General features: G+C 73.0%; 19 protein-coding genes. 14 read left to right on the top strand and 5 right to left on the bottom strand.

Annotated features, from left to right (window positions below; all coding sequences use genetic code 11):
• Positions 1–12 precede the first annotated feature (12 nt).
• Genes BMY97_RS04755 through BMY97_RS04770 form a run of 4 tightly spaced genes read left to right on the top strand, consistent with a single transcriptional unit; the run spans position 13 to position 3,695 of the window.
• Entirely contained in the window at positions 13–837 is an 825-nt protein-coding gene (locus BMY97_RS04755; protein ID WP_091613108.1) for an ABC transporter permease, read from the top strand.
• On the top strand, positions 822–1,541 hold the full coding sequence (locus tag BMY97_RS04760) for an ABC transporter ATP-binding protein (protein WP_091613111.1): 720 nt from the start codon (positions 822–824) through the stop codon (positions 1,539–1,541). The genes BMY97_RS04755 and BMY97_RS04760 overlap by 16 nt, the downstream gene beginning before the upstream one ends.
• A gap of 10 nt (positions 1,542–1,551) precedes the next feature.
• Positions 1,552–2,541, top strand: coding sequence for an ABC transporter substrate-binding protein (locus tag BMY97_RS04765; protein ID WP_425425229.1), 990 nt, complete (start codon positions 1,552–1,554; stop codon positions 2,539–2,541).
• Entirely contained in the window at positions 2,538–3,695 is a 1,158-nt protein-coding gene (locus BMY97_RS04770) for an LLM class flavin-dependent oxidoreductase (protein ID WP_091613113.1), read from the top strand. Before BMY97_RS04765 ends, BMY97_RS04770 begins: the two co-directional genes overlap by 4 nt.
• A 31-nt stretch (positions 3,696–3,726) precedes the next feature.
• Here BMY97_RS04770 and BMY97_RS46845 read toward each other — a convergent pair whose 3' ends face one another.
• Positions 3,727–3,885 (bottom strand): hypothetical protein, encoded by a 159-nt coding sequence (locus BMY97_RS46845; protein ID WP_177231189.1) that lies wholly within the window; start codon positions 3,883–3,885, stop codon positions 3,727–3,729.
• Positions 3,882–4,652, bottom strand: a complete 771-nt coding sequence (locus tag BMY97_RS04775) for an IclR family transcriptional regulator (protein ID WP_091613115.1) — start codon at positions 4,650–4,652, stop codon at positions 3,882–3,884. Before BMY97_RS04775 ends, BMY97_RS46845 begins: the two co-directional genes overlap by 4 nt.
• Before the next feature lie 40 nt (positions 4,653–4,692).
• Between BMY97_RS04775 and BMY97_RS04780 the strand changes: the two genes are divergently transcribed.
• Together BMY97_RS04780 and dmpG are read left to right on the top strand one after the other, a co-directional pair.
• Positions 4,693–5,595 (top strand): acetaldehyde dehydrogenase (acetylating), encoded by a 903-nt coding sequence (locus BMY97_RS04780; RefSeq protein WP_091613117.1) that lies wholly within the window; start codon positions 4,693–4,695, stop codon positions 5,593–5,595.
• Positions 5,592–6,617: a 4-hydroxy-2-oxovalerate aldolase gene (gene dmpG, locus BMY97_RS04785; protein WP_091613120.1), complete on the top strand. Its 1,026-nt coding sequence runs from the start codon at positions 5,592–5,594 to the stop codon at positions 6,615–6,617. Before BMY97_RS04780 ends, dmpG begins: the two co-directional genes overlap by 4 nt.
• Here the strand turns inward: dmpG and BMY97_RS04790 are convergent.
• The gene (locus BMY97_RS04790) at positions 6,611–7,207 is read right to left on the bottom strand and encodes a TetR/AcrR family transcriptional regulator (RefSeq protein ID WP_091613122.1); all 597 of its coding nucleotides are present in this window, start codon (positions 7,205–7,207) and stop codon (positions 6,611–6,613) included. The genes dmpG and BMY97_RS04790 overlap by 7 nt on opposite strands.
• Positions 7,208–7,294: 87 nt before the next feature.
• On the opposite strand from BMY97_RS04790, the gene BMY97_RS04795 reads away from it, so the two are divergent.
• From BMY97_RS04795 to BMY97_RS04825, 7 genes are all read left to right on the top strand, one after another.
• The gene (locus BMY97_RS04795; RefSeq protein ID WP_091613125.1) at positions 7,295–8,221 is read left to right on the top strand and encodes an oxygenase MpaB family protein; all 927 of its coding nucleotides are present in this window, start codon (positions 7,295–7,297) and stop codon (positions 8,219–8,221) included.
• Positions 8,222–8,232: 11 nt separating this feature from the next.
• Complete coding sequence (locus BMY97_RS04800) at positions 8,233–9,258, top strand: LLM class F420-dependent oxidoreductase (RefSeq protein ID WP_091613128.1); 1,026 nt, start codon at positions 8,233–8,235, stop codon at positions 9,256–9,258.
• 148 nt (positions 9,259–9,406) lie between these two features.
• On the top strand, positions 9,407–10,723 hold the full coding sequence (locus BMY97_RS04805) for an MFS transporter (RefSeq protein WP_091613130.1): 1,317 nt from the start codon (positions 9,407–9,409) through the stop codon (positions 10,721–10,723).
• Positions 10,720–12,138: a pyridoxal phosphate-dependent decarboxylase family protein gene (locus BMY97_RS04810; RefSeq protein ID WP_091613133.1), complete on the top strand. Its 1,419-nt coding sequence runs from the start codon at positions 10,720–10,722 to the stop codon at positions 12,136–12,138. The genes BMY97_RS04805 and BMY97_RS04810 overlap by 4 nt, the downstream gene beginning before the upstream one ends.
• A gap of 188 nt (positions 12,139–12,326) precedes the next feature.
• On the top strand, positions 12,327–12,989 hold the full coding sequence (locus BMY97_RS04815; protein WP_091613136.1) for a S1 family peptidase: 663 nt from the start codon (positions 12,327–12,329) through the stop codon (positions 12,987–12,989).
• A gap of 260 nt (positions 12,990–13,249) precedes the next feature.
• Entirely contained in the window at positions 13,250–15,949 is a 2,700-nt protein-coding gene (locus tag BMY97_RS04820; protein ID WP_091613139.1) for a helix-turn-helix transcriptional regulator, read from the top strand.
• Positions 15,950–15,956: 7 nt separating this feature from the next.
• Entirely contained in the window at positions 15,957–18,668 is a 2,712-nt protein-coding gene (locus BMY97_RS04825) for a helix-turn-helix transcriptional regulator (protein ID WP_091613142.1), read from the top strand.
• Between the two features lie 535 nt (positions 18,669–19,203).
• Here the strand turns inward: BMY97_RS04825 and BMY97_RS04830 are convergent.
• A complete protein-coding gene (locus BMY97_RS04830; RefSeq protein WP_091614502.1) occupies positions 19,204–19,965 on the bottom strand; it encodes a DeoR/GlpR family DNA-binding transcription regulator in 762 nt (253 codons plus the stop codon).
• A gap of 276 nt (positions 19,966–20,241) precedes the next feature.
• Here BMY97_RS04830 and pfkB point away from each other — a divergent pair, with 276 nt between their 5' ends.
• Positions 20,242–21,174: a 1-phosphofructokinase gene (pfkB, locus tag BMY97_RS04835; RefSeq protein ID WP_425425230.1), complete on the top strand. Its 933-nt coding sequence runs from the start codon at positions 20,242–20,244 to the stop codon at positions 21,172–21,174.
• On the opposite strand, the gene BMY97_RS04840 is transcribed toward pfkB, so the two are convergent.
• Entirely contained in the window at positions 21,175–23,922 is a 2,748-nt protein-coding gene (locus BMY97_RS04840; protein ID WP_177231190.1) for an ATP-binding protein, read from the bottom strand.
• Positions 23,923–23,945: the final 23 nt, after the last annotated feature.

Here is a 23,945-nt window from a genome sequence, read left to right on the forward strand (position 1 = left end):
CGGGAGAAATCCGTGTCGGTCTCCACCACGGGCGTGCTGACGCGCGCCGATCCGGCCGCGTCCGGGGCACCGCCGCGGCGGGCCCGGCGGCGGCTTCCGTCGCTGCGCCGCTGGATCAGCCCGGTTGCGCTGCTGGTGGCGTGGCAGGTCGCCAGCGCCACCGGCGCGCTGTCGCCGGACAAGTTGAGTTCACCGTGGACAGTCCTGCAGAGCGGCATCGAGGTCGCGCGCACGGGCGAGCTGGGCGACGCGTTCGTCGTTTCACTGGCCCGGGTCGGCGCGGGTTTCGCGCTCGGCGCCGCGGTCGGCGTGGTCCTCGGGATCGTCGCCGGGCTGTCGCGCTGGGGCGAGGCGCTGGTCGACCCGCCCGTGCAGATGCTGCGCACGCTGCCGTTCCTCGGGCTGATCCCGTTGTTCATCCTGTGGTTCGGCATCGGCGAGGAGACGAAGATCGTGCTCGTCGCGCTCGGCGTCGCCTTCCCGCTGTACCTCAATGTCCACTCGGGAATCCGCACCGCGGACGAGCGGCTGGTCGAGGCCTCGCGCGCGCTCGGCTTCACCCGGGCCGAACGGCTGTGGCACGTGGTCCTGCCGGGCGCGTTGCCGCAGGCCTTGGTGGGGCTGCGGCAATCGCTCGGCCTCGCGTGGCTCGCGCTGATCGTCGGCGAGACGGTGAACGCGGACGCCGGCATCGGCTACCTGATCAACAACGCGCGCGAATTCCTGCGCACGGACGTGGTGGTGGTCGGCCTCATCGTGTACGCGGTGCTCGGCCTGGTCACCGACGCGCTGGTGCGCCTGCTGGAACGGAGGGCCCTGCGATGGCGAGCCCGGTGATCGAAGTCCGCGGCCTCACCAAGAGGTTCGGCGACCGGACCGTCCTGAGTGGACTGGACCTGGAGATCGGCCGCGGCGAGTTCGTGGCGCTGCTGGGCCGCAGCGGCTCCGGCAAGTCCACGCTGCTGCGGGTCCTCGCCGGGCTGGACGGCGAGATCGAGGGCACCGCGGAGGTGGACGGCACGGTGTCCGTCGCCTTCCAGCAGCCGCGGCTGCTGCCGTGGCGCAAGGTCTGGCGCAACGTCGTGCTCGGGCTGCGCCGCGAGGGCCGGTCCCAGGCACGTAACCGCGCGATCGTCGAACGCGCGCTCGACGAAGTGCGCCTGACCGCCCACGCCGACGACTGGCCGCTGACGCTGTCCGGCGGCGAGGCCCAGCGCCTCTCGCTGGCCCGGGCGCTGGTGCGCGAGCCGGACCTGCTGCTGCTCGACGAGCCGTTCGGAGCCCTCGACGCGCTCACCCGGATCGCGATGCACCGGCTCGTCGAAGACCTGTGGCGCAAGCATGGCCCGGCCGTGCTGCTGGTGACCCACGACGTCGACGAGGCCTTGCTGCTCGCCGGCCGGATCCTCGTGCTCGACGAGGGCCGGATCGTCGCCGAACACGTCCTCGGCCACCCCCGGCCGCGGACGCCGACCGACCACGCCGGCCTGCGCACGCGCGTGCTGGCCGACCTGGGAGTGACCGAAGGTGCACCTGCGTAACGTGCTGGCTGTGGCTCTGCTGCTGGGCGGGCTGACCGCGTGCTCGTCCACGACCGCGGCGAGCGGTCCCGCGCCCGTGCCCGCCGCCGTTTCCCCGGCCGAGCTGGCGAAGGTGACTCTGCGCGTCGGCGATCAGAAAGGCGGCGTGAAGTCCTTGCTCACGGCCGCGAACCAGCTCGGCGCCGTGCCTTACCGGATCGAATGGTCGACGTTCACCTCCGGGCCGCCGCTGCTGGAGGCGGCGTCGGCCGGCGCGATCGACCTCGGCCGGGTGGGCAACACGCCGCCGATCTTCGCGGCCGCTTCGAGGGCGAAGATCTCGGTGGTGAGCGTCGCGAAGAGCAATGTGGAGCGTGAGGCGATCCTGGTCCCGCCGGACTCGCCGCTGGCGAATGTCCAGGCGCTCAAGGGAAAGACCATAGCCGTGGCGAAGGGCAGCTCCGCGCACGGGCAGCTGCTGAACACGCTGAAGAACGCCGGGCTGACGACCGAGGACGTCAAGCTTTCCTTCCTGCAGCCCTCGGAGGCGTACGCCGCGTTCACCCAGCATCAGGTGGACGCGTGGGCGATCTGGGACCCGTACACCGCTCAAGCCCAGCTCGACGCGCACGCCCGCGTACTCGCCGACGGCCGCGGCAGCTCCAACGGGCTGGCGTTCGAAACCGCGAGCACGGCGGCGCTGGCCGACCCCGGCAAGAACGCCGCGATCAAGGATTTCGTCACGCGGGTGGTCAAGGCCCAGCTGTGGTCCGATTCCCACCACGACGAGTGGGCGAGGGCGTGGGCCGCCGAGACCGGGCTTTCCCTTGCGGTGGCGCAGAAGTCGGTCGACGCCGGGCGTGACGTGCCGACGCCGCTGGACGACTCGATCGTCGCGTCCGAGCAACAGCTCGCGGACGCCTTCACCGAAGACAAGACCCTCCCGGGGAAGGTGGACTTCGCGTTGTTCGCCGACCGTCGTTACGGCCCGGAGATCGAAGCCGCGAGGAGCAACGGATGAGCCTGAAACTGCACTGGTTCCTGCCGACCACCGGAGACGGCCGGACGATCGTGGAACGCTTCCACGCCAGCAAGTCCTCCGGTCCGCGGGCGCAGCGCCCGGCTGACCTCGAGTACCTCGCGCAGGTGGCTCGCGCCGCCGAACAGCAGGGTTTCGAGGGCGTGCTGACGCCGACGGGCACCTGGTGCGAGGACGCGTGGCTGACCACGGCGGCGCTGATCCAGCAGACGCGGAAGCTGAAGTTCCTGGTCGCGTTCCGGCCCGGGGTCATCTCGCCGACGCTGGCCGCGCAGATGGCGGGCACCTTCCAGCGGCTCTCGCAGGGCCGGGTGCTGCTGAACATCGTCACCGGCGGCGACGCGGTGGAGCAGCGCCGGTTCGGCGACTGGCACGACCACGACGCCCGGTACGCGCGGACGGACGAGTTCCTGACCATCGTCCGCGGCGTGTGGTCGGGCCGGCCGTTCGACTTCGAGGGCGAGCACCTGAGGGTCGAGGGCGCGACCACGCTGGCCGCGCCGGACCCGGTGCCGCCCATCTACTTCGGCGGCTCGTCCCCGGCCGCGCTCCCGGTCGCGGCCCGGCACGCCGACGTCTACCTGACCTGGGGTGAGCCGCCCGCGCAGGTGGCGGAGAAGATCGCCAAGGTCAGGGCGCTGGCGGAGGCGGCGGGCCGCACGGTGCGCTTCGGCGTGCGGCTGCACACGATCACGCGCGACACGTCGGCGGAAGCGTGGGCGGAGGCGCAGAAGCTGCTGGACGCACTGAGCCCGGAGCAGGTGGCGAAGTCGCAGGCGGTGCTGGCCGCCAGCGAATCCGTCGGCCAGCAGCGCATGGTCGCCCTGCACGGCGGCCGGGCCGACGCGGGCGTACGCGGCCTGGAGATCCATCCCGGCCTGTGGGCCGGCATCGGCCTGGTCCGCGGCGGCGCGGGCACGGCACTGGTCGGCAGCCACGAGGAGGTCGCGGACCTGATCGAGGAATACCACGCGGCGGGCGTCTCGGAGGTCGTGCTGTCGGGTTACCCGCACTTGGAGGAGGCCTACTGGTTCGGCGAGGGGGTCCGGCCGGAACTCGCGCGCCGCGGGCTGCTGGCGGATGTGCCCTTGCTCCACCGGGACGACAACGCGGAACGGGCCGCGGCGGCGTTGTGACTTGGTGGGTGTCTCGACGCCGGCTCCATGGTCACCGAGGTGGGCCGGCGTCGCCGAGCTGGCGCGGTTCCGACAGTCGCCGCTCGGTCTGGGCGCCACCCTGGTCGACGAGGGTGACCGGAAGCGGATCTTCGCGGACCCCGCCGGGCGTGCCGTTCTCGGTCTGGATCACCCGGAACTGGCCGCTCAAAGGTCTTTCCTCAGCGTCCGCGACAGCGCGAGCGCCACGGTCCGAACGGCCGGCGCGACGCGTTCCGTCCGCATCCGCGTCGCCCACCCCGAGATCGAGACCGCGGCAACCGCGTGCCCGCCCGGGGCCACGAGCGGGCTGGCCGCGCACACCACCCCGACCCCCGATTCCTCGCGTTCGAACGCGATGCCGTCTTCGCGGATGCGCGCCAGCTGGCGGCGCAGCAGGCCGGGCGCGGTGATCGTGCGGCTGCTGACGCGCGGCAATCCGGCCTCGATCACTTGCGCCACCACGGATTCCGGCGAGTACGCGAGGATCGCCTTGCCGACGCCGGTGGCGTGCGCGGGGAACCGGCCGCCGATGCGTGAGGGCAGGTCGGGGGCGTCCGGGCCGCGCAGCACGTCGAGGTAGACCACCTCGGTGCCCTCCAGCACGGCCAGGTGCACGGTGTTGCGTGTCGCCTCGCGCAGGTCGGCCAGGTAGGGCCGGGCGGCGTCGACCAGGCCGCGGCGGCGGACGGCGAGCTGCCCGATCTCGAACAGCCGCAGGCCGAGCCGCAGCGAGGTCCCTTCGCGCTCCAGCAGGCCGGCGTCGGCGAGATGCCCGGCCAGCCGGTGCACGGTCGTCTTGGCCAGCCCGGTCCGCCGCGCCAGCTCGGACACCCCGACGGTGTTGTCGCCCGGCCGGAACGCGCCCAGCACCGTCGCGATCCGGGCCGCGACGAGCCCGTCACCCCGCTCGCCGTCGTTCCGCCCAGTGGTACGCACAGGTTGAGTGTGCCCTACCCGGGCGAGGACTGTCGGCAGCATGGCGGAACGGAAGGTCACGGCCGCGATCGTCGGCCCGGGCAACATCGGCACCGACCTGCTGGCGAAGCTGCGGCGCAGCGAGCGGGTCGAAGTGCGGTACATGGTGGGCGTCGACCCGGCGTCCGACGGTTTGGCGCGGGCGGCGAAGCTCGGGCTCGAGACCTCGGCCGAAGGGGTGGACTGGCTGCTGGCTCGCGCGGAGCCGCCGGAGATCGTCTTCGAGGCGACTTCGGCCAAGGCGCACCTGGCGAACGCGCCGAGGTACGCGGAGGCGGGCATCCGCGCGGTCGACCTGACCCCGGCGGCGATCGGGCCGTTCACCTGTCCCGCGGTCACCCCGCCGGAGCGGCTGGACGTGCCCAACGTCAACCTGATCACCTGCGGCGGGCAGGCCACCATCCCCATGGTGGCCGCGATTTCCCGGGTGACCCCGGTGCCGTACGCGGAGATCGTCGCCTCGGTCTCCTCCCGCTCGGCCGGGCCGGGCACGCGCGCCAACATCGACGAGTTCACCGAGACCACCGCGCTCGGGCTGGAGCGCGTCGGCGGCGCGGCGAAGGGCAAGGCGATCATCATCATCAACCCGATGGACCCGCCGATGATCATGCGGGACACCGTGTTCTGCGCGGTCGACCCGGAGGTGGACTTCGCCGCGGTGACCGAGTCGATCCACCGCATGGCCGAGGAAGTGCGCAGGTATGTGCCGGGCTACGCGCTGAAGGCCGAGCCCCAGTTCGACCCGCCGCGGCCGGAGTGGCGGGGTCAGGCGCGCGTCGGCGTCTTCCTGGAAGTCGCGGGCAACGGCGACTACCTGCCGACGTACGCGGGAAACCTCGACATCATGACGGCCGCCGCGGCCCGCGTCGGCGACCTCTTCGCGGCGGAAATGGCGGCAGCATGACCGGCACGAACGCGGTGAGGCTGGTCGACACGACCCTGCGCGACGGCAGCCACGCGATGGCGCACCAGTTCACCGAGACGCAGGTGCGCGAGACCGTGCGCGCGCTCGACAACGCCGGGATCTCGCTGATCGAGGTGACCCACGGCGACGGCCTCGGCGGCTCGACCTTCAACTACGGCTTCTCGCTCACCGACGAGCGCGAGCTGATCGCGGCCGCGGTCGACGAGGCGAAACAGGCGAAGATCGCCGTCCTGCTCCTGCCCGGGCTGGGCACCGTCACCGATCTGCGCGCGGCCGCGGACCTCGGCGCCGGCGCCGTGCGGATCGCCACGCACTGCACCGAGGCCGACGTTTCGATCCAGCACTTCGGCGCCGCGCGCGACCTCGGGCTGGAGACGGTCGGCTTCCTGATGCTGGCGCACATGTCCACGCCCGAGGACCTGGCCGAACAGGGCCGGATCATGGTCGACGCGGGCTGCCAGTGCGTGTACGTGGTCGACTCCGCGGGCGCGCTGATCCTGGAGGAGGCGTCCGACCGGGTCGCGGCCCTCGTCGCGGAGTTCGGCGCAGACGCGCAGGTCGGCTACCACGGGCACCAGAACCTGAGCTTCGGCGTGGCCAACTCCGTGCTCGCCCAGCGCGCGGGCGCGCAGCAGATCGACGGCTCGCTGGCGGCGCTCGGCGCGGGCGCGGGCAACTCGCCGACCGAAGTGCTCGCGGCGACGTTCGAACGGCTCGGCGTGCGCACCGGCGTCGACAAGGACGTGCTGATGGACGCGGCCGAGAACGTGGTGAAGAAGTACCTCACCCGGCTGCCGGTGATGGACCGCTCGTCGATCGTGCAGGGCTTCGCCGGCGTCTACTCGAGCTTCCTGCTGCACGCCGAACGCGCGGCCGGGCGCTACGGCGTGCCGGCGCACGAGATCCTCTACCGCGTGGGCGCCGAGCGGTACGTCGGCGGCCAGGAGGACATGATCATCGACATCGCTTTGCGGCTGCAGCAGGAAAAGGCAGCTCAGTGATCGAATTCGTCCGCTTCGAGCACCAGCCGGACGCAGTGCGCCACCAGGCGTTCGCGGCCGGCGCGCAGGGTGCCGTCGAGGTGGGCGATGAAGATGTTGCTCAGCGCGCCGACGAGGCCGATCGCCACCAGCCGGCGGCCGGTCTCGTCGCCGCGGGTGAGCTGTTCGCCGACCAGCGCGGCGAACACCGGCATCAGGTGCAGCCCGCGGCGGGTCAGCGCCGGGTCGGTCAGCGGCGCGAGCAGCAGCACGCGGCCCCGGCGCGGGTCGTCGAGGACCAGCTCGACGAACGCGGTGACGGCGCGCTCGGCCCGCTGCCGGCCATCGGGCGCGTCCCGGACCGCGGCCACGAGTGCTTCGCGGGCCTGTTCGCCGACATCCTCGTAGACGGCCGCGACCAGTTCCTCGCGGTCGGCGAAGCTCTCGTAGAAGTACCGCTCGGTGAGCCTCGCCTGGCGGCACACGGCACGGACGCTCACCGCCGCGCTGCCCTCGGTGCCGAGCAGGTCGAGCCCGGCGGCGACCAGCTGCTCCCGCCGGGCCGCGCGGCGATCGTCCAGCGTCGTGCCCGCCCACGTCCGGCCCGGCATACGAACTCCTCTGTTGACCACGTGCGTTGTCACATCCTAACCTGACAACGCACGTGGTCAGTTGTCCGACGGGCGAAGGAGCCGCTGATGAGCCGGGACGCACCGGAGCCGCTGGGCCCGGACTCGCTGACGTGGCGGTACTTCGGCGACTGGCGCGGCCTGCTGATCGGGCTGTGGGCCGGCTCGATGCAGAACATGCACCCGGGCCTGGGCGCCGGCGTCGAGCAGCACTCGCGGTTCTTCGAGGAACGCTGGCAGCGGCTGTTCCGCTCGCTCTACCCGATCGGCGGCGTGGTCTACGACGGCCCGCTCGCGCACCGCACCGCGCTCGAGGTGCGGGGCTACCACGACCGGATCAAGGGCGTCGACGCGAAGGGCCGCCGCTACCACGCGCTCGACCCGGACAGCTTCTACTGGGCGCACTCCACGTTTTTCGTCAGCACCATCCTGATCGCCGACCATTTCATGGGCGGCATCGGCGAGGAGGAGAAGCGGCAGCTGTTCGACGAGCACGTCCGCTGGTGGCGGATGTACGACATGACCATGCGCCCGGTGCCCGAGTCCTGGGAGGACTTCCAGCGCTACTGGAAGCACATGTGCGCCGAGGTGCTGGAGGACAACAAGGCCACCCGCGACGTGCTCGACCTGCGGGGCCTGGCGAAGCCGCCGTTCCTGCCGTGGCTGCCGGACGCGCTGTGGCGGCCGCTCTCGGTGCTGATCGCGCGGAACTTCGTGTGGCTCACTGTCGGGCTGTACGACCCGGAGGTGCGCGAACTGCTCGGCTTCCGCTGGTCCGATCGCGACGCCCGCCGCCACCGCCGCTTCGGCCGGCTGGTCAACGCGGTCTTCAAGCTCGTCCCGCGCGACCGCCGTTACCACCCGCGGGCCCGGGCCGGCTGGCGCCGGGCGCGCGGGGAGGTGGCCGCGGCCGCGCCGTTGGTCGAGACTCCACGCAGGAACCTGCCGCCGCTCGCCGAACGCGGCAAGCCGGAGCACTACTCGCCGAACGTCTGAAGGGACGCGTCATGAAGCTGGGCTATCACCTCGGGTACTGGGGCAGCGGGCCGATCCCGGGAGCGCTGGAGTCCGTGCTCGAAGCCGAGCGGCTGGGCTTCGACTCCGTCTGGTCGGCCGAGGCCTACGGCTCCGACGCGTTCACCCCGCTCGCCTGGCTCGGCGCGTCCACGAGCACGGTGAAGCTCGGCACCAACATCGTGCAGATGTCCGCGCGCACCCCGACCGCCACGGCGATGAGCGCCCTGACGCTCGACCACCTCTCGGGCGGCCGGTTCGTGCTCGGGCTGGGCGCGTCCGGGCCGCAGGTGGTGGAGGGCTGGTACGGGCAGCCGTACCCGAAGCCGCTGGCGCGCACGCGGGAGTACATCGAGATCGTGCGGAAGGTGCTGGCGCGCGAGGAGCCGGTGACGATCGACGGGCAGTTCTACCAGCTGCCGCTGCGGGGCGGCACGGGGCTGGGCAAGGCGCTCAAGCCCACCGTGCACCCGCTGCGCGCGGACCTGCCGATCCACCTCGCCGCCGAAGGGCCGAAGAACGTCGCGCTGTCGGCCGAGATCTGCGACGGCTGGCTGCCGTTGTTCTTCTCGCCCAAGGCCGACGCGTTCTACCGCGCGGCGCTCGCCGAAGGCTTCGCGCGCCCGGGCGCGCGGCGGACGTTCGACGACTTCGAGGTGTCGGCTTCGCTCCCGGTGATCGTGCACGACGACGTCGAGGAGGCGGCGAGCTGGATCAAGCCGGCGCTGGCGCTCTACATCGGCGGGATGGGCGCGAAGAGCGTGAACTTCCACCACGACGTGTTCGCCCGGCTCGGGTACGCCGACGTCTCCGACAAGGTGCAGGAGCTGTACCTGGCCGGGCGGAAGGCCGAGGCCGTCGCCGCGATCCCGACCTCGCTGGTCGAGGACACCTCGCTGATCGGCCCGGCCGCGAAGATCCGCGAGGAGCTGGCCGTGTGGGAGGAGACCGTGGTGACCACGCTGCTGCTGCGCGGTGACGCCGGCTCGCTGGCGAAGGTGGCCGAAGCGCTGTCCTGACCGGTGGCGTCCCGGCGGCGGACGGTGCGGGGTCGGCCCGGTACGCGCCGTGCATTACGACGGTGGCACGATTCCTCCCGACCACTACCGGGGACCGGCGAAGATCGACTAGTCATGGCGTTCGTCGGACCGCCCTCGAGGAGGACCCTTGGCGTCGCTGCCCCGCCGGACGAGATTCCGCTACTCGCTCGGCTCGTTCGTCACCGGCGCCTTCGGCACGGTGCCCGGACTGCTCCTCCTGCCGTACCTGACCGACACCATGGCCGTGCCGGCCGCGGTGGCCGGCGTGATCGTGTTCGTGCCCAAGGCGTGGGACGTGCTGTTCAACCCGGTGGCCGGCCGGCTCTCGGACGCCGACCTGGTGAAGACCGGGAGCCGGCGGCGGTTCCTGCTGCGCGGCGGCATCGGCGTGGCGATCCTGTTCGCCGCGCTGTTCGCCCACCCCGGCTTCGGCAGCCCGGGCCCGGACGCCACGTACGTGGTGGTCGTGTTCTTCCTGTGCGCCACCGCGTACGCGTTCTTCCAGGTGCCGTTCAACGCGCTGCCCGCCGAGCTGACCGAATCGGCCGAGGAGCGCACGAAGCTCACCAGCGTGCGGATCGGCGTGCTCGCCGTCGCCATCCTCGTCTCGGGCGGCGCGGCGCCGGCGATCACCGACGTGCTCGCCGGGGTCGCGGGCTACCGCGTCATGGGCATCGTGATGGCGGTGATCATCCTGGCCGCCACGATCGGCGTCTACACCGGCCTGAAGGGGGCGCCGGTCGGCTCGCTGCGGCCGAACGCCCTCAGCTTCAAGCAGCAGCTGCGCACCATCGCGCAGTGGCGCCCGTTCCGGTGGCTGATGGGCACCTACTTCATCCAGGCGCTCGGCGTCGGCACGGTGCTGGCGGCGATCCCGTACTTCGCGGAGCACGTGCTCGGCGACCCGGGCTACCGCACGGCGCTGTTCGTCGGGTTCGTCGGCCCGGCCCTGGTGACCATGCCGCTGTGGCCGCGGCTGGGCCGCCGCTACGGCAAGCTCAACGGCTTCCGGATCGCGACCGCGGTGTTCACCGTGGGGCTGCTCGGGATCATCCTCGCCGAGGTGGCGCCGTTCGCCGTCACCCTGGTCTTCGTGGCGCTCGCGGGTGTGGGCTACGCCGGGATCTCGGTGTTCCCGCTGGCTATCCTGCCGGACCTGATCACCGCCGAGGAGGAGCGCACCGGGGAGACCCGCGCGGGCATCACGGCCGGGGTGTGGACGGCATCGGAGACGCTCGGGCTGGCGCTGGGCCCCGGCCTGTTCGGGATCGTGCTGCAGCTGGGCCACTACGTGTCCAGCACGAACGCCACGGCCGCGCAGCCGGGCTCGGCGGTCACCGCGATCCTGCTCGGCTCTTCGGTGCTGCCGGCCGTGCTGGTCGCGCTCGCCGGTCCGCTGCTGCGCCGCAAGGTGCTGGAGCCGAAGCCGGCCGCGCAGCCGTGAACGAGGTGCTGGCGCAGTTGCGCGAGCTGCGCGCCGGCGACCTCCCGACCCACGGCGGCCGCACGCTCGCGTACGTCTACGACAGCGGTCTGTCCGAAGTGGACGAGATCGCCGCGGCGGCGCACGCGCTGGCCTCCTCGGCGAACGGGCTGGACCCGACCGCGTTCCCGAGCCTGCTGCGGATGGAGAACGACCTCGTCGCCACCGCGGCGGGGCTCCTCGGCGGGGACGCGGAGACGGTCGGCACGGTGACCTCCGGCGGCACCGAGTCCTGCCTGCTCGCGGTCCTCGCCGCCCGCGACGCCCGGCCGGGCCTCGCGGCGCCGGGCCTGGTCCTGGCGGAGACCGCGCACGCCGCGTTCCACAAGGCGGCGCACCTGTTCGGCGTGCGCAAGGTCGTGGTGCCGGTGGACCCGGTGACGTTCCGCGCGGACCCGGCGGCGATGGCGGCGGCGATCGACGAGTCCACTGTGCTCGTCGTGGCCAGCGCGCCGTCCTACGCGCACGGCGTGGTGGACCCGATCCCGGAGATCGCGGCCGCGGCCGCCGCCCGGGGCGTGCGGATGCACGTGGACGGTTGCATCGGTGCCTGGGTGCTGCCGTACCTCGCGCGGCTCGGCGCCGACGTGCCGCCGTTCGACTTCCGGGTGCCCGGGGTGACCAGCATTTCGGTGGACCTGCACAAATACGCGTACTGCGCGAAGGGCGTTTCCGTGCTGCTGCACGCGAACGCCGGGCTGCGGCGGACGCATTACTTCGCGAGCGCGGACTGGCCGGGTTACACGATGCTGAACCCGACGCTGCAGAGCACCCGCTCCGGCGGCCCGCTCGCCGCGGCGTGGGCGGTGGTCCGCCACCTCGGCGACGAGGGCTACCTGCGCCTGGCCGAGGTGACGCGGGAGGCCGTCGCGCGGATCCGCGCGGGCATCGAGGGGATCAACGGCCTGCGCGTCCTCGGCGACCCGGACTCGACCCTGATCGCCTTCACCGCCGCCGCCCCGGGATTCGACCTGTTCACCGTCGCCGACGAGATGAAGGTACGCGGCTGGTACGTGCAGCCGCAGTTCGCGCACGGGTCCTCGCCGCTGAACCTGCACCTGACGGTGACGGCGGCGAACCACGGCAGCGAGGCGGAGTTCCTGGCGGACCTGACCGCCTCGGTGCTCGCCGCCAAATCGGCCGGACCGGTGACGGTCGATCCGGACGTGGCCGCGTTCGTCGCCGCCCTCGACCCGGAAACCCTTACCACGGAACAGTTCGGCGACCTGCTCGCCGCGGCCGGCCTGACCGGCGGCGACGGCCTGCCCGACCGCATGGCCCCGATCAACGCCCTGCTCGCCACCGCCGCCGAGCCCCTGCGCGAGCGGCTGCTGCTGGAATTCCTGGGCGCGCTGTACACGCCCGGCCCGCATTAGTTCCCCTTGCCGGACAGCGCTTTCCCGAAAGGTGAAACGGTCGGTTTCGGCGTTGTCGCCGGCGGCTCGGTTCCGGTCCCGATCCGGGCCGCCGCGTCACTCGTCCGACTGATAACCATTGTGCCGCCGCCCGGCCGCCGCTGGACTGGTCGGAGATACCGGGTAAGTCCGAGCGGGAGGAAATGGCGATGTCCGGCTATTCAGGTCGTTGGCTGTCCGGGGTGCTGCTTTCCTTGGCCACGGCCACTTTACTGGCTACCCCGGTCGCTTCGGCGGCCGGCGCGCACCAGCAGTCCACTGTGAACGGTGGCGATGCGATGTACACCGTTTCGCCAGGGCCCGGCCGTGAACCGTATTACTGCTCGGCGGGGTTCGCGATCGTGGTCAAGGGCGTCCGGTACCTGCTCACGGCCGGGCATTGCACCGAGCACGGGCTCGACTGGAAGGACATCGGCGCCAACCTGGACACCCACTTCCCGGTGACCGACTACGGCCGCATCCGGGACCTGAACGGCTCGGGGCCCAGCAGCGTCGACCTGTACAACGGCCGGACCCAGCGGATCCTGCGCGCGGGCATCCCGCGGGTCGGGCAGCCGGTCTGCCGCAGCGGGATGACCACGAAGAAGCAATGCGGAAAGGTGCTCGGCCTCGGCCAGACCGTGGACTACGGCGGCGGCAAGCAGGTGGTCGGGACCATCGTCACCGACATACCCGTCTCCAGCGGTGACAGCGGCGGCCCGTTGTTCGCCGGCGGAATCGGCTACGGCGTCCTGTCCGGCGGGAACAGCCAGGTCAGCTTCTTCCAGCCGCTGCCGCCCGTGCTCGCCGCCTACGGCGCCGCCCTCGCCTGACGCCCGGATGGGGATTTCTGTCCACAATGGCGGAGGCAGTCCCTGGGGAAGGCGGAGTTTGCCCGGAGATAACCTCCGATTTAAGCCGATGATGAATTCCCGCGGAGACAGGGACAAAAGCGGCACCAATTCCGGTACTTGAGCAGGGCGGCCGAGAGAATGCCCGTGCGTGCAGGATCCTTGCCTCTTGGCGCCGGTTTTGCTTTCTTGTCTCCTTTTTGCTGATATACCAAGGGCGCTGATAGGACGGGAGGGCCGTCATGTCGCGTCACCCGGAAGCCGGTCCGGGCCTGGTCGGGCGCTCGGCGGAACTGGCCGTGCTGGCCGCCTCGTTCGATGCCGCGCGGGCGGGGTCCGGGCAGCTGGTCATCGTGCGCGGGCCTTCGGGGATCGGGAAGACCGCCTTGCTGGATCGGGCCGGTGACGGCGGCACCGTCCTGCGGGCCTCCGGCGACCCGGCCCCGTACGCGACGGTCCGGAACCTGCTGGGGCTCGATCCCGCGCATCCGGTGCCCGACGGCGAATACCCGGCACTGCAGGAGCTCCACCGCCTCGCGCTCGACCGAGTCGAGGTGGCGCCACTCGTGCTGGTGCTCGACAACGCCGATTGCTGTGACGACAAGTCGTTGCGCTGGTTGGAGTTCCTCCTGCGCCGGGGCGCGGACCGGCCACTGCTGGTGGTGCTGGCCGAGTGCTCGGACGGCCCGGTCCCGTACGACCGCCGGCTGGCCGGGGTCGCCGCCGCTGGCCGCGCCAAGGTGATCGAACCGGGCCCGCTCGGCCCGGACGACGTCGCCGACGTCATCCGGCGGGAGCTGCGCCGGGCGCCGGCCCCGGACTTCACCACGGCGTGTGCCGAGGCCTCCGAAGGCAATCCGAGGTCTCTGCTCCGGTTGCTCGCCGCGGTCCGGGAAGAGGGCGTGCGGCCGGACAAGGCGGGCGCGTCACGGGTGGCCGGACTCGGCGCCGGCCTGGTGCGGATGGCGGTGCGGGAGCGAGTGGCCCACTGGTCCGAACCGCTTCGGCGGGTCGCCCGCGCGGCCGCCGTGTTCCAGGCGTTCGACGCCGGCCTGGTGTCGAGCCTTTCGGGCCTGCCGATCGCGGCGGTCGTCGCGGCTTTCGCCCTCCTCAGGGGACACGCCCTCCCCGGAGAGGGCGACGACGAGTGCCAGCTCGACGTCCTCTCGACGGTGCTCGACGAACTCGGCGACGCCGAGCGCGGCGAGCTGAGGCGTCGGGCGGCACGCATCCTCAACGACGCGGGGGAGCCCGTCGAGCGGGTCGCGGAGCAACTGCTCGCCCTGGATTCGCTCGGCGAGCCGTGGATGCGCGGCCTGCTGGCCAGGGCCAGCCGGCGCACCGGGAGCCGGTTCGCGCTGCGCTGCCTGGCCCGGCTGGCCGAGACCGACCCCGGCGACGTGGGCGCGCGGGTGGACCTCGCGCAGGCGCTGGTCGAGGTGGACCCGTGGCGGGCGGCTCCGTTGCTGGAAGAAGCACTTCCCCAGGTGAGCGAGCCCCACGCGCGCGCGGTGATCGCCGAGCTGCTCGGCGCGATTTCCCTGACGGTGCGCGGGGTCTGGGCTCCGTCGGTGGTGTTGTCGGAGGCTTTGGCCGCGCTCGGCACCGGCGGTGGCGAAGCCGAGACGGCGGACGAGTTCGAAACGCGGGTGCGCCTGGAAACGCTGGTGCGGCTCCGGCGGGCCGGTTCGCCCGCCATGCTCCGCGAGCCGCCGGACCATCCCGGCGACACCCCCGCCGAGCGTCAGGCGCTGGTGGCGCAGGCCCTGATCACCACGATGCGCGGAACCTCCGCGACCATCGCGGCCGATTTCGCGCGTCGCGCGCTGAGCGGCCCGCAGCCGAAGACGGGCTGGACGGCCTCGGCCGCGGCGTCGGTGCTGTTCCTCGCCGACGAGTTCGACGAGGCGATCACCGGTGTGGGCAAAGCGCTCCTCGGCGCCGAGCGGCGCAGCGCCCCGTGGACCGACCTGCTGGCGTTGAGCACGAGGGCGTGGATCCTGGCCGGCGCGGGGGAGATCGCCGACGCCGCGATCGACATCGCCGACGCCGCCGAGATCGTCGAGCGGGAGCCCTGGGGCCCGAAGACGACCCTGCACCTGGCGACGCACGCGCTGGTGCTGTCCAACCTGGGTGACATCGACCGGGCCGTGGCGGTGCTCGAGCAGGCCGAAACGACCGCCGGTGACGGGATTTCCCCCGAGGACCACTACTTCCTGCTGGCGAAGTCGGCGGTGGCCTGGCACCGGCAGGACTTCGACTCGGCACTGGCCCACGCCCTGCGCTGCGGTGAGCTGCTGGACGAGGCCGGGATCAGCAACCCGGTCTTCGCCCCGTGGTGGCTGCACGCCGCCAGCCTGCTGGCTCGGCTGGGGCGGGCGGGCGAGGCCGCCGGCCTGGTCGAGCGCGGTGAGGAGATGGCGGCGGCCTGGGGCACCGGCCGGGCGAAGGGCCTCGCGTTGATGGCCAAGGGGACGATCACCCGCGGCCCGCGGGCGCTGGACGCGCTCACCGAGGCCGCCGAGGTGCTGGCCGGCACTCCGGCGAAGTCCGACCACGCGCGGGCCGAAGCCCTCCTCGGCATGGCGCTGCTGCGGGCCGACGACGCGGTGGCCGCGCGCGAGCACCTCCGCCGTTCGGTCGACCTTTCGGTCCGGCACGGCGGCTGGGCGTCGGCGACCACCGCCCGGGCCCTGCTGGTCAGTGCCGGCGGCCGGATGTCGCGGGTCACCGACCGGGTCGACCTGCTCACCGGGCGGGAGCAGAAGGTGGCCGGGATCGCCGCGCGCGGGGCGAGCAACTCGGAGATCGCCGACACGCTGTCGGTCACCCTGCGCACCGTGGAGGTCCACCTGACCAGCGTCTACCGGAAGCTCGGCGTGGTGAACCGCGCCGACCTGGCGCCGTTGTTCGGCTCCGCCACCGCCTCGGCGGAAAGCTGAGGCGGCCGTGCTCGAACGGGAATCCGAACTGGCGGTGCTGGGCCGCGTGGCCGGCGAGGCCGCGGCGGGCACCGGCGCGGTGGTCCTGATCAGCGGGCCGCGGGGATCGGGGCGGACCGCGCTGCTGGACGCACTGGCCGGGATGGCGCCGGCGGGGACCCGGGTGCGGCGGGCGGTGGGCGCCGAGCCGGAGCGGGGCTTCCCGTTCGGCATCGTGCGCCAGCTGTTCGGGAATCCGGGGCCGGCCGGGGAGATCGCGCTGGGCACGCTGCTGGACGAGCTCGACGGCGACCGCACCACGCTGTTGCTGATCGACGACCTGTGCTGGATCGACGCCCCCTCCGCCGACCTGCTCAGCCGGCTGGCCCAGCGCCTCGACGGGCTGCGGGTGGTCATCGCCGGCACCGTCGGGGACAACGGGCACGCCTCGGCCCAGGCACTGCGCCGGGGACTGGCGGCCGCGACCTGCGAGGTCCGGGCGGCGAACCTCTCGGTCGCCGGTACCGCGCGGTTCATCGCCGATCGGCTCGGCGAAACCTGCGACGACGGGTTCGCCGCCGCGTGCCAGGCGATGACGACGGGCAACCCGGAGCTGCTGACCGTGCTGACCGGCGGTCTCGTCGCGGCCGGGGTCCGGCCGACGGCGGCCGGCACCGAGAGCGTCCTGCCGCTGAGCGAGGAGCTGCTGCTCGCCCCGCGGCTGGCCCGGCTCGAAGACGCCAGGGACTCCGTGCGCGAACTGGCCGGCGCGATGGTGGTGCTCGGCGTCCGGGCCGAGCCGGACCTGCTCGGCACGCTCACCGGCCTCGACCCGGTCGAGGTCTCGGAAACCCTGCTGACACTGGAAAGTCTCGGCCTGGTGGTGGACGGCAAGCCGCCGCGGTTCATCTGCTCCCGCATCGGGGAGGCCGTCGCCGGCGCGCTGTCGGTGGAGCGGCACGACCGGCTGCACCGCGCGGCGGCACGTGCTCTGCACGCCGCCGGGGCGTCGGCCGAAGTGGCGGCCGACCACGTGGGCGCGATCGCCGGCAGCCTGGACCGCTGGGAGGCCGACGTGCTGCGCCAGGGCGCGGCGGTCAGCCTGCGCCGCGGCAGCCCGGAGGACTCCGCGCGGTACCTGCGCCGCGCGCTGCTCGACGTCCCCGGCACCGGCTCCGAGCGGGCCCGGCTGCTGGCCGGGCTGGCGGTCGCCGAGCGGGGGGTCGACCCGGCGTCGTCGATCCGGCACGTGTGCCAGGCGATGCCCGAGCTGGGCACCCTCGGCGAACGCGCGGCCGCGGCGCTGCTGATCTCGCCGGCCACGATCCGGTACGACCCGCCGGCCGCGCGGATCGTTTCCGGGGTCGCGGCCGAACTCGGCGATCCGGCCCGCGCGGGCGGCCCGACCCGCGAGACCGCGGTGCGGCTGGACGCGCGCCTGCGCCACGCCCGGCTGGAGAACCCGCGGGAGGTCTCCGTGACGACCGGGCTGCTGCTGGAGCAAGGCCGGGAGCTGCCGCTGTCGACGGGTGCGGACCGTGAACTGGCGGTGGTGCTGCTGCGGGCGGGCACGGTTTCCGCGGCGCTGCCCGCGGCCGAGGTGTCCTGGCTGGGGCATCGGATCCTGGAGCGTGAGCCGGCGTCGGCCACCCATGTCCACTCGGCACTGGCGTCGCTGGTGGAGATCCTGGTCGCGGCGGATGCCACCGAGGACGTCGCGGGCTGGCTCGACCTCGCGCTGACCCAGGCGATGCGGCAGCGGGCCGTCGCGGCCGAGTCGCTGATCCAGGCGGAGCGGGCGCTGGTGTTCCTGGCCACCGGGCAGCCCGCCCGGGCACAGGCGAGCGCGGCCTGCGCGGCGGAGCTAGCCGACCTGGACTGGCCGGAGACCGCCATGGCGTCGATGGCCGCGCAGGCGTCGGTCGCCATTGTGACCGGAGACAAGGAGCTGGCGGAGCAGGTCCTCGCGGCGCGGCAGTACGACCGCACGGATCCACGCGGCACCGCCGTTTTGGGGCTGCTGCGCGGTTTCCTGGCCGCCACGGCCGGCGATCCGGAGGCCGCTCTGGACCACTTCGCCGGCTGTGGCCGGCAGCTGGCACGGGCCGGCTGGCGCAACCCGGCGTTGTACGACTGGCGCGCCGGCGCCGCGGTGCTCCAGCACCGGCTGGGCCGCGACGCGGAGGCGGCGGCGCTGGCCGAGGAGCACCACGCGCTCGCCGAGTCGTGGGGCGCGCCGGCGACGGTGGGCCGCGGGCTCCGGATCCGCGGCATGGTCACCGGCGGCGCCCGCGGAGTAGCGCTGCTCCGCGAGTCGGTCGAAGTCCTCGGCCGGTCGGCGGACCGGCTCGAACTGGCCAAGGCGCAGCTCAACCTGGGCCGCCGGCTGGTCGAAACCGGCGGCCCGGACGGCCCGAAACACCTGTGGCAGGGCCAAGAACTGGCCAAGGCCTGCGGGGCGGGCTGGCTGGTCAAGGAGGTGGCACCCCCCGCCGGCGCGACACCCCCCGGTTTCGCCGCCGGCGGCCGCGCCGCGCTGACCCCCGCGGAGAACATCGTCGCCGGAATGGTCCTGCGCAACCTGACGAACGCGGAGATCGCGGAGAAGCTCGGCGTCTCGCGCCGCGCGGTGGAGAAGCACCTGACGAACTCGTACCGCAAGCTGGGCGTGGATGGCCGCGCCGGCCTGGCCGGTTTGCTCGGTTCCGGGTACGACGGTCCGGTGGGGGCGGGGCGTTGAGTGTGGCTGGGTTTGGGTGGTAGTGCGGAGCTTGAGCCGCAAGTGGGGTGTGGCCGGGCCGGGTGGGGCGGTTCGCTCGGCTCGGCCTGCGACGGTCCGGTGGTCCCGGGGCGTTGAGTGTGGCTGGGTTTGGGTGGTGTTGCGGAACTCAAGCCGCAGGCTCGGTGTCGACGGTCGGGCCGGGGTGGCCGACCCGCTCGGCTCGGCCTGCGACGGTCCGCTGGTGTCGGGGGCGCTGAGCCCGGCCGCGTCGGGCCGGTGTTGCGGCGCTTGACGAACTCCAACCGCAAGCGGGGCGTGGCCGGGCTGGGCGTGGTCGGCTCGCTCGGCTCCGCACACGACGGTCCGGCGGTGTCAGGCCCGCTGAGCGTGCGGCCGAATCGGCGGGGGCCAGGCGGTGATGGCTGGCCTGGCCGCGCCGGGTGGTGTTGCGGTACCTGACGAACCAAGCCGCGAGCCGGGCGTGGCCGGCTCGCTCGGTTGGGCCTACGACAGGCCTGGCGATTCCGGGCCACTGAGCGTTGTGGCTCGCGGGTCAGGCGGTGATGACCGTGGGCCCGGCGGCGCCGATCTCGGCGGCGACTGCGGAGTCGATGCCCGCGTCGGTGATGAAGGTGTCGATGTCGCTGAGGTTGGCGAAGCGGGCGAAGTGGTCGTTGCCGACCTTGGTGTGGTCCGCGAGCAGGACGGTGCGCCGGGCGCTGGCGATGGCGGCGCGTTTGACCATCGCCTCGGCGGAGTCGGGGGTGGTGAGGCCGCGGTCGGCCGATACGCCGTTGGACGCGATGAAGGCGACCTCGACGAAGGTGTCCTGAAGCGCCTGCAGGGCCCACCCGTCGACGGAGGCGAGGGTGCGGCTGCGCAGCCGTCCGCCGACCAGCATCACGGTCAGGTTGGGGCGCGTGGTCAGGGTCAGCGCGATGCTGACGGAGTGGGTCACCACGGTGAGCTCGCGGTCCGCGGGCAGGATCTCGGCCAGGCGGGCCGTGGTCGAACCGGCGTCCAGCAGGATCGTGCCCTCGTCGGGCAGCTCGGCGAGCGCCGCCTTGGCGATGCGCTCCTTCTCCGCGATCATCACGCCTTCGCGGGCGGCCAGCGCGGGCTCGAAGCCGAGCCGTTCGACCGGGATGGCGCCGCCGTGGACGCGCCGGAGCACCCCGTGGCGTTCGAGGACGGTGAGGTCGCGGCGGATCGTTTCGGTGGTGACGGTGAACTCGTCCGCCAGCGCGGTCACGTCGACGCGGCCCTTGGCGCGGGCGCGTTCGAGGATGATCTGCTGTCGTTCCTCGGCGTACATCTCCACCACCTCTGGCCCCTCGACTCGGTGACGTGTGAGTTTATGTGGTTTTTTGCCTGACCGCAACATGCCGACCAAGCGGCTTCCGGCGGCGTCCACCTGGTCGACCCGCTCCGTCCATGCCCGAAAGCACTTGATTAGTGTGGGAAAACCCGCGGACACTTGAAAAGCAACGTGAAACCATGCAAAATCACCTCCAATACCGTAGAAAACCAAGCTTGAACCCTCGCGCACCGAGGGGCTGAAGACGTCCCGACCCGGGGGTTTGAAGTGATCGTGACCGTGACCGCGAACCCCAGCCTGGACCGGACCCTGGAGGTGGCCGGGCTGCGGCGAGGGCAGGTGCACCGCATCTCCGCCGTGCACGTCCAGCCCGGCGGCAAAGGGGTCAACGTCGCGCGGGCGCTGGTGTCCAACGGCGTCGCGGCGCGGGCGATCGTGCCGACCGGCGGCGTCGAAGGCCGGCAGCTCATCGCGCTGCTGACCGACTACGACATCGAGGTGTGCCAGGTCCCCTCCGCCGGCCCGGTGCGGATCAACGTGAGCGTGGTGGAGCCCGACGCGACCGTCACGAAGCTCAACGAGCCCGGCGCCACCCTCAGCGAGACCGAGGTTTCTGGCCTGCTCGACGCGATCCTCGGCAACATCGCCGACGCTTCGTGGGTGGTGCTGGCCGGCAGCCTCCCACCCGGGATCGACCCGGCGTTCTACGCCGAGGTCATCCGGCGCCTCGACGGCCGGGGGATCCGGGTCGCGGTGGACACCAGCGGCCCCGCCCTGCGCGCGGCCGTGGCCGCCGGTCCGGCGCTGATCAAGCCGAACCGCGAGGAACTCGAAGAGGTCATGGGCCGCAAGCTGCCCACGGTCGCCGACATCGGCGACGCGGCGAGGGAACTGCGCGACTCCGGCGTCGGGGCGGTGCTGGCCAGCCTCGGCGGGGACGGCGCGCTCCTGGTCGACGCCGACGGCATCTGGCACGCCGAGGCGCCCGCGGTCGTCCGCAGCACGGTCGGTGCCGGCGACGCGACCCTCGCCGGTTTCCTCGCGGCCGGGGCCCACGGGTTTTCCGCGCTGCGCCAAGGAGTCGCCTGGGGCGCCGCCGCGGTGTCGCTGCCGGGCAGCACGATGCCCCGGCCCGGCGACATCCGCCCGGAGTCGGTCCGGGTCCGCGCCCGGATCGACGGCGGGCGGCTGCTCCAGGCCGGCTGATCAGTCCGATGTGGACGGGGGAAGCCGCTCCAGCGCGGCGGGCAGCGCGCTGCGGCCGGGCACCCCGAGCTTGCGGTAGACGCTGGTGAGGTGCTTCTCCACGGTGCGCGGGGTGACGTCGACCTCGTCGGCGATCAGCTGATTGGTCAGCCCCTGGGCCGCGAACTCGGCGATCCGGCGTTCCGAGCCGGTCAGTGCGCCACGGGGAGCAGGTGCCGCGGACGCCCCTGCGGTGGCGGGCACGAGCCACGGCGTCTCGTGCTCGAGGCCCTGCCCCCGGCGGCGGTGCGGCTCGGCGGCGTCGCTCTGCCCGAGCCGCTTGGCCAGCAGCCGTCCCGTTTTGGTCTGCTCCAGCCGGTTGACCGAATCGTTGAGCACCGCGGCGGAACGCCGGAGCAGCTCGATCCCCGCGGTGCCTTCGGTGATGGTGCCCCAGACCCGCAGCGCCCGGCCCTGGCCCTGCGGCGTCCCCCATTCGACCGTGCGGGCGTGCTCCTGTTCGATCAGCTCTTCGGCGGCCGCCTGCTGGCCGAGCCGGTGGTGCAGCAGCGCCGCCCAGCTCCGCCACGGCACCAGCTCGGGATTGCGCCACCCGGCGGCGTCCAGCTCCCGGCCGCAGGCGTGGAAGTGCTCGAGCGCGACCGCGTGATTTCCGGCGGTGGCCGCGATTCCGCCGTGGACCAGCTTGCCCAGCCACGACGCGCCGCCGGCGTCGTACTCGGCGCAGCGGCCGAGCAGCCGGGCGGCCGTCGTGGCGTCGCCGGTCCCCATCGCGGCGAGGACCAGTGCGTGCGTGCTGCCTTCCGACGCGGAAGAGAGCGAGGCGTTCGCCAGGTCGAGTGCCAGCCCGGCGAGCCCGGCGGCCTCCTCCGGCTTGCCCCGGCGCACGGCGATCAGCGCCCGCTGCACCGCGACGAACGCGCGGGCCGCCGGGGCGCCGACCTCGCGTTCCTGCGCGGACACGGCATCCAGCCAGGCGCCGGCCTCCTCCAGCGCGTCGGCGAGGACCAGCGAGCGCACGACCAGCGGGGTCGCCGTGTGCACCTGCTCCAGCGCGGCCGGTTCGTGCCGCATGATCCGTTCGCCCAGCTCGGTCACGCGCGCCGAGCCGGTGCCCGACATCGTGGCGGCGAAGACCAGCGAGCCGATCAGCTCACGCTCGCCGGCGGTGCCCTGCGGCGGATGCTCGCCGAGCCCGGCCAGCCGCTCGGCGGCGTCGGCGAGGTCGGCGGGATCGCGATGGCGCGCGTACCGGACCCGGGCTTCGAGCTTGAGCGAGATCTCGCGGGACTCGCCGGACAGCCCGGCCGGATCACCGAATTCGGCCCGCAGTCCTTCGAGCAGTTCCACCACCGGCCCCGGATGCCGGCCGAGCGTCAGCGGTTCGATCCGGACAGCCGCCCGGCCACGGTCCAGAGTGGACTCGAACAGCGGCAGTGCCTCGGACAGGTGCTGGGCGGACAGGAACGGGTCGAAGCGGCGCTCCGCGGCGGAAAGGTCGACCAGCAGCCGGGCCCGGCCGGCGTCGTCGGGCGGGCAGCTCAGCAGGGCCCGCCGCAGGTACCGGGTGGCGGACCCGCAGTCGCCCCGCGCGCCCGCCGACCGCCCGGCCGCCCGCAGCACGTCGACGGCCCACGGCGCCGGTGGGTGGTCCGCGTGGACCAGGTGCGCGGCGACGTCCTCGGCCGGGGAATCGCAGCCCTGCAGCAGTTCGGCGAGTTTCGAGTGCAGCGCCGACCACTGGTCGGTCACCATCGAGTGCTCGACGGCGTCGCGGACCGCGTGGTGGACGAAATGCTGCGCGGGCCCGGGGTCCAAGAGCCCGAGCCGGGCCAGCGAGTCCGAGGCGGCGTCGCAGTCCGCCGGGTCGAGGCCGGCCAGCGCGCACAGGAGGTCGCGGCTGTCCCGCTCGCCGAGGACGGCCAGCGCGTGCGCGAACCGCCGCACCGGCTCGGGCTGCGACCGCAGGCACGCCATGATGCGCTGGCGCAGCGCGGAAGGCAGGAGCAGGCGCGCGGCTTCGGTGTGCTCGGCGATCGGGTGGTAGCCGAGCCGGCGCAGCTCGGCCAGGATCGACATCAGGAACAGCGGGCGCCCGGCCGAGGTTTCGTGGCAGCAGCGGACGAAGCCCTCGTCGCCGGGCTCGCCGAACTCCTCGGCGACCGCGATCCTCGTGGCCACCGGCGAAAGCGGCCCGAGGGTGACGTTCCCGGCGGCGCGCCCCGCCAGCTCGCGCAGGGCCGGCCGGCCGCTCAGCGGGTCGCCCTCGCGAACCGTGACCACGACGACGATCGAGAGGCCGTCGAGCCGCCCGGTCAGCCGGTTCAGCCAGTCGAGCGAGGCGTCGTCGGCCCAGTGCGCGTCGTCGACCAGTACCAGCAGCGGGTTCCGCCCGCTCGATTCCCGGACCAGCTTCTGCAGGTTCTCGAGCACCTGGTCTTCGGCCGTTTCGGAAAACGCGCGCCGGCTCGGTTCGGAAAGGCCGAGCAGCAGCGCGGAATCGAGGAGCTGGTGCACGACTCCGTACGCGAAATCGCGTTCCGGCAACGCACAGCCGGCCTGAAGCGCCGGCACGCCTTCGCCGAGTGCGTGCTCTCTCATCGCGTGGAGCAGGTGGGACTTGCCCGCCCCCAGCGGTCCGCCGATCACGACGAGCCGGCCGCGGCCCGTCCGAGCCTCCCGCAGGGAAGCAGTCAGCGACTCGATTTCGGGTTCCCGCTCGAGCAGCACGTGGTCCAGACTCCTCACGGAATTCGACGGCGGTGAGCGCA

Source organism: Amycolatopsis saalfeldensis, from assembly GCF_900110575.1.
In the GTDB taxonomy this organism is placed as follows: domain Bacteria; phylum Actinomycetota; class Actinomycetes; order Mycobacteriales; family Pseudonocardiaceae; genus Amycolatopsis; species Amycolatopsis saalfeldensis.